Source organism: Marinobacter sp. OP 3.4, from assembly GCF_036224885.1.
In the GTDB taxonomy this organism is placed as follows: Bacteria; Pseudomonadota; Gammaproteobacteria; order Pseudomonadales; family Oleiphilaceae; genus Marinobacter.
On sequence record NZ_JAVVLT010000042.1, the window covers coordinates 10,155 to 23,221 of the forward strand.

Sequence of the window (13,067 nt, forward strand, 5' to 3'; positions counted from 1 at the left end):
CAGAGGTTAGAGAACCTGTACGGCATGGTTAATGCGCTCTGCCCTCTGATGATACGGGCAGCAAATTAGAGGCCACATAAAGGCGGTATGTCGATTCAGTAGAGTCAGGTTGGCGAATGGTGGTTCTAACGGTATGAAAGGATGCGGCTTTTTCAAGGTGGATATTTTGAGCCATTTGAAGGTGCCAGTTGGTATGAGCGATGCGTATCCGTGCTCCGTCTACATCTGTAAATAATCCTGACGGTTTTAGGGGGCGGGAAAGGGTCCTCCGGGGTAGGGAAGGGAGCATCGAATATTCAGCTCAACCAGCAACCTCAATCCGGTTGCGCCCGCCCTGTTTGGCCTTGTAGAGAGACTGGTCCGCCTCATACACCAGTTGTTCGGCCGTTGTCTGTTCGCTGGGGACGGTGGTGGCGCAGCCGACACTGACCGTAATGTGGTCACTGGTTGATGAGTGGTCATGCTCGATAGCCAGCGCCTCTATGGCGAGGCGGGCGTTTTCCGCGACCCGGATGGCGCCGTCGCGGTCAGTGTTGGGGAGGATCATCATGAACTCCTCGCCGCCGTAGCGCACCACCATATCGGTGGAGCGTTGTATCTGTGCCTCAAGCGCCGCCGCCACCCGGACCAGGCACTCGTCACCCATCTGGTGACCATAGTTGTCGTTGAAACGCTTGAAGTCGTCCACATCCAGCATGATCACCGACAGGGGTTGAGGCTCACGGCGCAGGCGCAGCCAGGTGTCCTGCAGGTACGCGTTGCCGGAGCGCCGGTTGGCGACGCCGGTGAGCCCGTCCCGGTCGGCCAGTCGTTGCAGTTCCACGTTGAGCGATTCCAGCTCGGCGGTACGTTCGGCGACTTTCTCTTCCAGGGTTCGGGAATAGTCCTGGACCTGGGCATACAGGTGGGCGTTCTCAATGGCCACCGCCGCCTGTGCGGCCAGTAACCGGATCAACTCCACCCTGTCCCCGGTGAAGGCGCCGTCGGTCAGGTTGTTCTCCATGTAGACCGCCCCCTCGAAATGCTCCCTCAGGATCGGGACACAGAGGACCGAGCGGGGGCGCAGGCTGACGGTATAGGGATCGTTGATAAACGGGCCATCGGCGGCGGCATCGTGGAGGACGATGGCTTCGCCCCGCTGGAACACCTGGCTGAGGACGCTCATTGGCATGGCGATGGCGTTGCCGTGGTGATCGCTCAGGGTGGAATGGGCGGGAATGTCAGCGGTTGGCTGGTCCTGCTCCTGCAGGACCGCGGCTTCCACCACACAGCGGGCCCCGGTCCGTTTGATCATGCAGCCCCACTGGCCGCCGGCATTCTCCAGCAGGATGGCCAGGGTTTTCCGCAGTAGCTGGTCCAGTACCATTTCGCCGGAGATCTCCCGGGAGGCCTTCATGACTGACGCCAGGTCCAGGTTGGACAGCGAAAGGTCGGATTCGCCGGACTGTCCCTGGCGCCACTCACGCAGTAGCGGGTACTCCGCCTCCAGTTGTTCCACCTTGCGCCTGGCACCCCAGCGGTTATACATGCCGTAGGCGCCACGGAGGTATCCTTCCGCCGATCGGTCCCTGCCCAGGGCCAGTAGCAGGCGGGCGGCGCGCTCGAAGGCGGCGGCTTCGTCCCTCAGGAAGCCGTTGGCACGGGCGCCGTCGATGGCGGCATCGTAGTGGGCCAGGGCGGTCAGGTTGTCGCCGTCCAGCCGGGCCAGCTCCGCGCTCATCAGCCATTGCAGGTGCCGGAAGTTGGCCTCGCAGTTATCGGCCCAGAGGGTCATCCTGGCCAGGTCCTGCTCCAGCCTCTGCCGGGTGGCCTGTTGCTCGGCCATGCCCATGGTTGGGTAGCAGGTGGCCAGTGTCAGGTTGGCGACGACATAGAAACGCACCAGTTGCGGTAGTGACATGGCGGACCGGATCAGTTTGTCCTGCTTCTTGATGGATTCCAGCGCCTTTTCGTAATCCCCGTACAGCGCATTGATCTCGGCATGGTAGATGTGGTGGTTGGCAATACCGGTCATGAACTGGCGGTCCGTCATCGCGTCCAGGCAATGGTTGGCATCGAAGTCGCTGCTGCTCAGGCTGGAGGGAGCCTCGGTTTCGCCGAGGAAGTTGCGCTGCATCTGCAGGAACAGGCTGCCGGAGTCCAGTGAGTCCTGGTAGGCGCATTCCCGCACGATTTCCAGGTTCTCGGCGTGCCGTTGACGGGCCGTCTCCAGGTCCATGGTCGGGTCCCAGATCACGCAGTCCTGGGCGCTGTAGGCCAGATAGAGCAGGTCTCCGGACTGGTAGCCCGCCTCGATACCCTTGCGGAACCAGGGCGTCAGGGTCGACCAGTGATTGCTCCAGTGATGGACAAACATGGCATAGACATAGATGACACGGGCTCTCAGGCTCAGGTCGTCGAGCCGTTCGTTGATGGCGAGGCCGGCCTTGCCGTATTCGTAGCCAAGGGCGGGTTCATCCAGTTCGCCACACAGCAGCATGCCATAAGCGGCATAGGCAAAGGCGGATTCCGGGCAGTTGCCCCGGTGCAACGCCAGGTTGACCGCCTTGAGCACCAGGTAGCTGAACAGGTTGCTGCCGGAGAGGAAGGCCGCGGCGAAGATCTCCATCAGCAGCCGCATGGCCGTCAGGGTGGCGGGGTCGTCGATGATTGGAGCGTCGACCAGATCCGCAATCTCCCGGCCCGCCAGGTATTCCTCAACCCGCTGGCGTTCCCGGGCGATATCGTCGAGGGACGGGTGTTCGGTGAAATTGACACCCAGCAGGGCCAGTCCTTCGATGGCGGCCTGGATGGACTCGTTCATCCTGCCCAGGGTGGCGTTCTGCCGGGTGCGGGTGGCGAGGATATCGGCGCGTTCAAGGGGAGTTACGGCATGTTCCAGCATGACCTCCAGCCAGTGGTCTGCCTCGTCGGTGCGGCCGGTCAGGTAGAAGCAGAGCTGCAGCTCCGAGGCCAGCGACCGCATCAGGGTGGGATGGGTGGCCCAGGCGTTCTCCGGCAGCAGTTCTCGGGCAATCCTGAGGTAGTCCAGGGCCGACTCATAGGCGGAGGCCTGCCGGGCCCGGGTACCGGCATGAAGGTTGAAACCGGCCAGTTGCCAGCGTTCGTCTTCGGACTCGATCAGTTCGCGCCCCAGGTTGAGGTGGTTGACGATATCGATCAGCAGGTCATTGTCGGCGGACTCGCCACCGTGCTGTAGCAGCAACCGGCCCACCCGCAGGTGCGTGCGCGGCAGCTCCGACGACTCGATCAGGTTATAGGCCGCCTGCTGCACCCGGTCGTGCTGGAAGCGGTAGTGAGGGTTCAGGGAAAGCCGGATATCTGGCTGACTGACCAGCCGGTAGTCACTGTGCAGCGGCAGCACGGTGTACTGTTTCAGGGCGGGCAGCAATGCCTGGGCGGTGTCCGCCGTCGAACGCTCGTAGATTGCGGCGAGGGTGTGGAGGGTGAAGGTATTGCCGATACAGGCGGCCAGTTTCAGTGCGGTCTGTGTCTCGGCGGGAAGCTGTCGCAGGCTGTCCAGCATGAACGCCACCACATCGTGGCTGATGTCCTCCCATCGGGTACTGTCCAGTTGCCAGTGCCACTGGCCGGTATCCGGGTCCGCGGAGATTGCGCCCTGGGCATGCAACTGGCGCAGCAGTTCGTTGGTAAAGAATGGGTTGCCCTCGGCCCGCTGATAGAGCATGCCGCTCAGTTCGGCGCTGGCGTCAGGGTCGCAGCGAAGGGCGTCCGCCACCAGCTGCGTGACCGAGTAGTGGTCCAGTGGCCAGACAGGGATTTCATGGAGGCGCTGGTGATTGTCCAGGTCCTTCAGTAGCAGGCTGAGAGGGTGCCCCGGGCCGACTTCGTTGCTGCGGTAGGCGCCGATCAGCAACAGGTGGCTCTGGTCCCGGGAGGTGACAACCCGGCGTAGCAGTTCCAGGGTGGGGGTGTCGCTCCATTGCAGGTCGTCCAGGAACAGCACCACGGGGTGCCCCTTGCCGGCAAACACCCGCAGGAAGGCGGCCAGCACCAGTTGCAGCCGGTTACGGTTTTCCGCCGGCGGCAGTTCGGGAACCGGGGGTTGGTCACCGATTATCAGCGCCAGTTCCGGCACCAGGTCGATGACCAGGGCGCCGTTGGGGCCCAGTGTTTCGATCAGGCGTTCGCGCCACTTCGACAGTTGTGCTTCCGGTTCCAGCAGGACCTGCTGGACCAGGCCCCGGAATGTAGCCGCCAGGGCCGAATAGGCTTCACCCTGCTGGAACTGGTCGAACTTGCTCTGCACCAGGAAGCCGCGCTCGCGCACCTGGTAACGGTCGATCTCATTTACCAGAGCTGACTTGCCCACACCGGAATAACCATGGACCAGGCAGAAGCGGGTGTGGCCTTCCACTGCCTGCTCGAACAGGTTCAGAAGCTCGTCCAGCTCCCGCTCTCGCCCGTATAGGGCCTGGGGGATCAGGAACTGTTGCAGGCGGTCCTGTTCTCCGAGCTCGAAGGGGAGTGGTGGCTGGCCCTGCTCAATATCGGTGATGCACCGGGCCAGGTCATGCAGCAGGCCCTCGCCACTCTGGTAGCGCTCGTCCGGGGACTTGTTTAACAGCTTCAGCACGATGTCGGAAATCGCCTTTGGTACTTCCGGCGACACACTGCTGGGAGTGCGTGGCAGGCGGCTGATGTGATGGTGTACCCACTCCAGTGTGTTGTCGGCAACAAACGGGGGCTGGCCGGTGAGCAATTCGTACAGCAGCACGCCGAGGGAATAGTAATCGGAGCGGTAGTCGAGGCTGCGGTTCATGCGACCGGTCTGCTCGGGGGAGATGTAGGCCAGCAGCCCTTCCAGGTGAGTCGCGAGATCCGTGGCCTGGCGTTCCTGGCCCAGCTCGGAGGCGATGCTGAAGCCGGTCAGTGCGAGTTCGCCACGCTTCCGGTCGAACAGCACGTTATGGGGGGTGATCGCCTTGTGGACGATGTTCCGGGCGTGGATCTCGCCCAGGGTCCGGGTCAGGTCCCGGGCGATCTCCAGCACCTGCAGCACCGGCAGGTGTCCACCGTTGGTCCGGTTCAACAGATCGGTGAGGGAGCTGTCGTAGTGATCGCTGACCAGTGCCAGGTTGCCACTGCCGTGTGGCGCCACCTGGTGAATCCGGCGTACCCCGCCGACTCCTTCCAGGCGGGCCGCGATACTCGCTTCGTGCTGGAGCGCGGCCACCTGGCGACGGTCCGGATACTCGGTGTCCAGTGTCTCGATAATGACCCGGGCGCCATCCACCTGACGCTGTGCACCGTACGCTACCCGCCCGGTGTGGCGCCACAGGCAGTCGGTAATGGTGTAGCCCGGTAGCTGGACCGTGTTCTGCATCAGGGGTGTCCCGATTCGGATACTAGCACTGGAACAACCGATTGAAGGTCGCGCTGAACTGTTCGTGGGCACTGTCCAGCAAGGGCTCGCCATGGCCGCACAGAACATGCCTGAAGTTCAGGTCCTTCAGGCGGCTGAAGTCCTCGGCGGCCGGTTCCGCGGCCTGTAGCCAGACCGGGCCCACATTGGCTGGCGTGAAGAAGCCCATCCCCGACATCCGTTCGCGGGTCACGTCGCAGAAGTGCTCGTCGGGTCTCAGCCAGTTCTGGAGGGCGTCACAGGCGACTAGTATGCCGCCATCCCGGTTCAGGTGGAGCACGCCTTCCGGAACGTTGGAGGTTCTGAACTGGAACAGCGAGGCATCGCCAATGGGTAGTGACGATGTCTGGTCGAGTGGCCTGGCCTGATTGCTGTCGTCCGCCTCCAGGCCGGGGGTTACCCAGTACCGGGCCCGGTAACGGTCGAGATAGAAGGCATCGTCCCGGCCATGCAGCGCCCCGAGGCGGATCACGTCGGTGACCTTCCCCAGGCGGTCAAGTTCGGCCAGGCCGCTATCATCGAGCCGGACGGTGTTGATCAGTATCAGCCGTTCGCCATCCCGGACGATGGTCATATTGCGACTGAACTGCCAGTCCAGGTCCATGAGCACGGTTTCCATGGCACCGCTGACCATGAACACATCGGTAAAGACCTCTTCAATGGCACCGTGTGCCAGGGCGGGAGGGAAAGGGGAAGTTACTGCCTGGTCCATAGGGATTCCTCAATCTTTGTCATAGTTATACCGGCCAACATAGTGATACTCCCTGGCGTACTCATTGAGATAGGCGTTGAGGTACTGTTCCTGGGCCTGATCAAGGCGTCCCTTCCGGATATCGTCCATGGTTTCATCACCGTTACTGCTGTCCAGCCGCCTGAGGTGATACAGCGTCATATCCCTGCCACCAAAAAAACCCCTGAGAAAGTCGTGTAGCGGCCGGGCCTCCGACATATCGAATACCGCACCATAGAGTGCGGTATAGAGCGGCCGGTCGGCCAGTGTTTCTTTGTCAAAGGTTGGGAAATGACCCAACGGCGGCGTGAATGTCGGGTAGTCGTGCATCCGGTGTACCGGGTGCCTGGCCAGGGCCTCGATATATTCGTCATCCAGTCCGGCCTGGCGGGCCCCTTCCAGCACGATGTTCAGGTAGCGGCGGCTGGGCAGGCGGCTGTTATCGATAAACCCGGGCATGCCCACATAGGTGAGTGCGGGGACTTTCCTGCCACTGCCGCCGGTATCCCCGGGTGGCGTTACCTCGACCTCTATGCGGTCATAACCGTGGCCATAGGCTTCAGCGGCATCCAGTTGCGCCAGGGCTTCATCCGGGCATTCGTGGAGCACGCCGAGGACACGGTCGTCCGGGTTGCCGGTGGGTTCGATATTGCCCACGCCACCCTCATGCCGGAAAAAGTGCTGCACATTGAAGCGCAGGCGCCAGCCGGACAGCACTGCTCGCCGCGATGCCAGAGGTTCCACCCCCTTGGCTCTCAGCGACAGCATGCTCATGTTGGAACCGAAGCCGAAGTACTGGAACATAGGACGTCGCAAACTATAAACCGGTGGTAGCGCTTATCAGCCGAAGGCCGGCGTTTATTATTATCAGTGCCCGTCGACAGGACTGGCACAGTCACCCCTGAGTGCCCGGGCCGCTCAACCCAATTACCTGATTTATTAGAGAGACTACAGGTTAACCTGCCAGCCATGACTTTTCTATAACCCCGCAAACCAATGTCCGGACGCTTTTCAGGGGCCAGCCTGCGGTTGCGGATGTGAACCGCAGGCTGGCAATGCCATGTTGGGGGCTCAACAGCTCTGCTGACGGCCCGGCTTACGCCTGTCGGGGAAAGTCCCTGTCATAGGGCACGGAAAGCTCCGGCACCGTCTTGCGGGGTTGCGGCTCGGTGAATACCGCTTCAAAGGTGGGGGCGTCCGCGATCCGGTCGCCAAGTCCCCAGGTTTCCCGGGCGATGCCGTACCAGTCGAGCAGCGTTGCGGCAAAGGAGGTGGAGTCAAAGCTCTGGTCGCCGCTGCTGCGCAGGACCGTCTGCGGCCTGATCCAGGGTGAGGCGAATACTGCCGGTACCCTCGGCCCCATCAGGTCGAACCCGAAGCCGTCGGCCATATCGTTGGGCCAGGGTTTGCGGGCATAGGGCGGGGGCACATGGTCGAACAGTCCGCCGTTCTTGTCGAAGGTCACCACCAGCAGGGTTTTCGACCAGACCTTTTCATTGCTGCTGAGGGCCTGGTAGATCTCGTTCAGGGCCCGTTCACCGGGCACCACCGAGTTGAGCCCGCTGGCGGAAGAGCCGGGGTGATAGGAGGTGCAGTTGTCACCCACCCAGGCAGGCTCCAGGTAGCTGAAACGGGGCAGTGCATCGTTCTTTACATCCTCGTGGAACTGCTGGAGCGGTGCGATCCATTGGGATGTGGGCAGGTCACCGTGGGGTTTTGCCTCCAGTACAGCCTTTGCCCAGGCGGCGTCCACCTCCGGTATCTGGCCCTTGAGGTAGAGCTGATGGGTGAACACGGCCTTCTGCCAGAGGATGCTGTAGTAGATTTTCCAGTCCTGGTGGCCGTGGTTCCACAGGGTTTTCCAGAGGGACTGGCGGTGCGCGGTATCGGGCCAGTCCTGGTAGGCCTTGCCGCCTTCCCAAGTGCCGAGGCGGTTATAGGCTGACCCGCTGACGGAGAAACCGCGGTTGATATCGGTGCCGCCGGGCACGGAGCCGAACCAGTCGTCACTCACCGCAAAGGCCCTGGCGAGGCCGTTCAACACCAACAATTGCTCTGGGGTAAAGCTGGATAGCACCGCCGCGCTGTCCTGGTTCCAGGCAAAGCCGTCCATGGTGGGCGTCCGTCGTTCCGCGTAGCCCTGGTAGCCATGGAACATCTGCATCAGCACATCGCTGTTGTCGTGCCAGGGGTCCTGGGCGGGGCCGCCGAGCACGAACTCGTTGCTCAGCCTGCCTTCCATGTACTGGCTGACAAACGCCTGCCGACCGTCGGGGAGTGGGTTGCTCATGGACGCATCCAGGCCACGGAAGCCGTCGGTGTCGGGCCCGATCCAGTTCAGGCCATCCCGCTGGCCGCGTTCGTAGAGCCACCCCAGTACATTGTCAAAGGACCGGCTCTCCAGCATGTAGTAGACCACATGCTCAATCTCCTGTCGCATGAACTCGATGGTACCCGGTGTCCTGGCGCGAACGGCATGGACCGGTTGGCTGGGCACCACGCCAGACAGTGTCGAATGCGATTCAAAGCCGTCCGGTAGTGGTGCGGTGTTGAGCGGTTCGCCTCCTAGCGGGTCCGCGTTGCGGGCATCGAACGGCCAGATGCGACAGCCTGTCGAGGGTGCTGCCGGTTTCCAGGTGACCAGGTACCCGCCCACCACGGCCATGGCGTCGCTGTCGTCAATCTTGCTCCAGTGGCCTTCCTGCACGGTGGGCAGTGCCAGCGGCGGGGCGGACTGGGGATCAAAACTCCAGACCCGGTAGTGGGCACCCTTGCGGTCCAGCACATAGTTGCCGATGGGGTAGAGCTCACGGTCGGCCGTGATATCCCGGAAACCGCCGCTGCTGAATTCCCCGGCGGAAAGACAGTCGTGTTCCGCCTGTGGGTCGAAGCGCCAGAGCTGGTAGGTGCGGCGCCCGGCGGCGGGAATAAGACTGAGGACATACCCCGGCAGGCCGATCAGTTCGAGCTGCCCGAAACCGGCGCCAAAGTTGGGGCGATAGTCGCCGAAGAACTTCTCCCGGTCCCAGGTGCCATGGGTGACGGTTTTCTCCGCCAGGGGATTGCCGCTGTCACGGTCGTACTTCACCACCCGGTAGTGGATAACGTCGTCATCGGACGCTGGTGGCGTCCAGTCCACCAGGTAGCCGCCCACCTGCATCAGCCGGTGGCTGGCGGGAAAACGGGCGTGGCTGGCCATGGGTATCTCTGCAAAGGGCTGATCGGCATGGGGGGCGAAGGCGTAGGCCGCATACTGATCCGAATCGGGTGAGCGCTTAAGGGCAAAGGCTTTTGCCGTGGCTTGTGCCTCGGTGGGTGTGAAGCTGTTGTTGTCGAGCCCGAAGGCCTGGTTCTGCTCCTTCATGATCGCCAGCAGGGCGTCGGCCTTGTCCTTCCTCACTGTGCCACTGCTGGCGTCCCAGCCCCACTGTTCCTCCAGGGCGGCCAGGACCCGGTGGGGATCATCATCGGGGTGGTTGGCCATATGGGCCTGCCAGCCGGCGGCGATCAGGTCCTGGCACATGACATGGATCGGGGGCGGGTAGTCGCCGTTGGGTTTGAAGGCATCGCTTAACGGCAGGTTGGTGTCATAGAGATATTCGCTGGGATGGTTGGCACACAGGACCCAGGTCTTTGCTGCCGGTTGCCCGTGGCCAGCCTCCAGGATCGACAGTTGCACAATATCCAGGGTGCCGGGCGTCTTCGACAGATCAAAGGCCTGCCTGAGCCAGTCGTGGACCGGCTCGCCGTAGGCGACCACCGGTTGGGTCAGCTCATGGCCGGTCTCCGCCAGCGGCGTCAGGAAGTTCCTTAGCTGCGCCATGGTGTAGGGGATGAAATCCTGGTTGTAATCGCTCAGCTCGCTGCCGGCGCCCCCCGGCGCGGCGATGGGGGCCACATCCACAATCCGTTCCACCGAGGTGTTGCCGTCCCCGTCAAAGCCGTTTTGCGCCAGCAGACATTCCCAACGCCGGTTGGTGGGGGAGTACAGGTAATCCTTATAGGTGAAGGTCTCCAGGGGCGGAAAGTGCAGTAGCTGGACCGATCTGACATTCGCCATGGCGAGGCCAAACGGCAGCAGGAACTCCCAGCCGGTGCGTGCCCGAGCGGGGATGTTTTCGTAGTAGCTGGTCAGGGCCTGCTTGCCTGCGGCAATGTATCGCGGAATCAGGGTTTCGTAGGGGGAAACATCATCACAGGGGCTGGTGACCTTCAGGCGGTACTCGCCATTGCCGTTGCGGTAGGCCTGGGCCCATGACCCGAAGTACCGGTCCCGTTGCAGGGTCTGGCTGAATACGAAGGTGATCGCGTCATCAAGGTATGGGCTGTTGTCCCCGAACCGGAACAGCCCTTCGATATCCTGGTAGTAGCCCAATCCGATATCAATGCTGGTGCGTTTGGTGCTGGTTTCCTGGCTGTGCACAGTCTCGTCTCCCTGTTATTGGTATTGACGCAGTATGTGTTGACATACGCAGGAGTGCCAGTTGCCACAGAGCATCCAGTGGCCGGTGTGATCGTTTAACATCCCGGATGGGCCATACTACTTCTTGCAGTTTGTCCGGGGTCACCGGGTCACGGTCAGGTTAGAAAGGGCATTGATGGGGCGTGCGTTAAACGGATGACGATTGGGGCAGGGCAGTAAGCAGGGCGGAGAAATGGGTGTTGATTGGTGGCTATGGAAGACGAAGGGCCCTGGCCGGTGATGGTCAGGGCCCTGTCAGCCGATCATGATGCGCTGCTGTCGACCTTCTCTTCAACTTTGCTGTCGACAGTTTCAGCCGCCTTGGTGTCGTGCTCTTCCTGGGATGCCTGCAGCTGCTGGTCCAGGACCTCTTCCATCCACACCTGCTGTGCGCTGGCGTTGGCGGCACCGAGGACACCGGCAACAGCGATGGCGGCGATGGCAGCGGTTTTCTTCACGTTTGCATTGATACCGAACATAATAAAATTCCTCTTAAACGACTATTTGGTTGAGCCGGGTATCAGCGTTCAGTAGCCTTCGCTGATCTCGATGGTTGTATTATTGAGGAGTTAGGCTGCTCAGAAAAATTGTTTAATCGTATTCGAGTCATCATTTCAAATGATGATAAAGGGTATAGATCGAAAATCTGTGGCAGCCCGGTTTTCTTGACCACGGCGTAATCCGTCGTAGGGTTAGTAGTGACGGGTCCACTTTTGACAGCCGGATCACGGGACAACCGAAGGGAGCAAGCAATGAGCAACAAGATCCAGGTAGCATCACCACTGGTCATCCTCCATGGCGACGAGATGGCCCAGGTGGCGTTCGAGGAACTGCTGAAGACCTTCGTTTCCTCACGGTTGGCTATCGAACTCAGGGAAATCGATCTCTCCGCCGAGAACCGCCTGGTGACCAACGGCCATGCGGTGACAGAGGCCATTGAGGCGCTCCGGGAGTACGGTGTGGGCATCAAGAACGCCGGTATCACCGTCAACCGGAGCCAGCTCAATGAGCTGCTCAGCAAGCACCCGGATGTGGACGGCAGCGCCCTGGACCCGCTGGCGACCAAGTCACCGAATGGCGCCATCCGCAAGGGTATTGGAGGTAACATTACCCGGGAGGATATCCAGTTCCGCAATATCCGGGTGCGCCGGCCCGAATGGGTCGGCCGCGACATCGAGGTGATGACCATGGACGACGGCGGCATCAAGGACAGCTTCAACGAGCTGTCCCGGGCCACGGGCATCATCAAGCTGCTCTTCGTGGGCAGCAGTGGCGACCCGGAGGAACTGCATCGCCGGGAGATCAGCAAGGGCGATCCGCTGCTGCTTGCCACCAACAGTGTTGACGACATCGCGGACTGGGCGCACCGGTTTTTCCAGCGGGCCATTGATGAGAAACGGGACATCTACCTGGGCCTGAAGGACACAGTGATCCCCGGCTATGACGGCGCCATGCGGGCCATCGTTGAGGGCATCTACCGGAGCGACTACCAGGAGAAAGTGGAAGCCCTCGGCCTGGCCTTCCATTACGAACTGATCGATGCCCAGGCGGCGCGGATCGTATCCAACCCGCCGGACCGCGCCCTGTGGGGAGTGCCGGACAACACCACTGGCCGCAAACTCTTCAAATTGGTCAACCAGTTGAAGCTCCACGGCATCCCGCCCCGCAATGCCCATGTGTCCATCTCCCGCATGAGCGCCGGCGGTGGTGACCAGTACGGTAGCTTCAACGAGCCCGCCCGGGAAGACGGCATCGTCAAGGTGGTGGTGGACGGTGAGGAGCGGCATGCCAGGCATGTCAGGAAGGGCGACCCCATGCTGCTGATGTCCAACGACCGCAGGGCCATCAAGGACTGGGTCAGCCAGGTCTTCCGCGACGCATCACGCAAGCAGAAGGAAGTCTACTTCGGTCTGAAACGTGAATACATGGAGTACGACGAAGTCTTCAGCAATGTCATCACCGAAGTACGCCGGGAACTGGCCAAGGAGGACACACCGCCGCCTTCCTTCATGATCATGCGGCCCTCCAGCCAGCTCATCAAGATGATCACCGACCCGCCCCGGAACGCACTGTACCCGTCCCAGAACCTGGATGGGGACATTTTCTCGGACATCTCCGCCGCCCTGGGCGGCAGCCTGGCCACCGCCAGTTCGATCATTGAAAGCCAGGAGGGCACCATGCTCTTCGAGGCGCCCCACGGTACCGCCCATGACCTGTACGTCCGGTATCAGGAAAGCGGCGGAAAGGAGGCCCACTTCAACCCCTCGGCACTGGTCTATGCCCTGGGCAACGCCCTGGAAACCCTCGCGCTGAACGAAGGCAACGACGAACTGGCGAGGTATGCGCTGGCGCTCAAACAGGCCCTCAAGGATACCGTGGCCGACGGCATTATCACCGCCGACCTCAAAGGCAAGACCACCGACCCGGGCTCCGAGAAGGTGGTGGATCTGTACGGCTTTATCGATGCCCTGCAGGAGCGGCTCTGACGG

6 protein-coding genes are annotated in these 13,067 nt (G+C 61.7%); 1 reads left to right on the plus strand and 5 read right to left on the minus strand.

What is annotated here, in order from left to right; translation table 11 throughout:
* Positions 1-301 precede the first annotated feature (301 nt).
* The 5 genes from RO069_RS08050 to RO069_RS08070 form a co-directional block, all read right to left on the minus strand.
* Positions 302-5,347 carry a diguanylate cyclase gene (locus tag RO069_RS08050; protein ID WP_328186594.1) on the minus strand — a complete coding sequence of 1,682 codons (5,046 nt, stop codon included), beginning with the start codon at positions 5,345-5,347 and terminating at the stop codon, positions 302-304.
* 22 nt (positions 5,348-5,369) lie between these two features.
* Entirely contained in the window at positions 5,370-6,098 is a 729-nt protein-coding gene (locus RO069_RS08055) for a hypothetical protein (protein ID WP_328186596.1), read from the minus strand.
* 9 nt (positions 6,099-6,107) lie between these two features.
* Positions 6,108-6,932 carry a gamma-glutamylcyclotransferase family protein gene (locus RO069_RS08060; protein WP_328186597.1) on the minus strand — a complete coding sequence of 275 codons (825 nt, stop codon included), beginning with the start codon at positions 6,930-6,932 and terminating at the stop codon, positions 6,108-6,110.
* A gap of 280 nt (positions 6,933-7,212) precedes the next feature.
* On the minus strand, positions 7,213-10,539 hold the full coding sequence (locus RO069_RS08065; protein ID WP_328186598.1) for an alkaline phosphatase family protein: 3,327 nt from the start codon (positions 10,537-10,539) through the stop codon (positions 7,213-7,215).
* A gap of 302 nt (positions 10,540-10,841) precedes the next feature.
* Positions 10,842-11,057 carry a hypothetical protein gene (locus RO069_RS08070; protein ID WP_328186600.1) on the minus strand — a complete coding sequence of 72 codons (216 nt, stop codon included), beginning with the start codon at positions 11,055-11,057 and terminating at the stop codon, positions 10,842-10,844.
* A gap of 273 nt (positions 11,058-11,330) precedes the next feature.
* Between RO069_RS08070 and RO069_RS08075 the strand changes: the two genes are divergently transcribed.
* Positions 11,331-13,064, plus strand: coding sequence for an isocitrate/isopropylmalate family dehydrogenase (locus tag RO069_RS08075; RefSeq protein ID WP_328186601.1), 1,734 nt, complete (start codon positions 11,331-11,333; stop codon positions 13,062-13,064).
* The last annotated feature ends 3 nt before the right edge of the window (positions 13,065-13,067 follow it).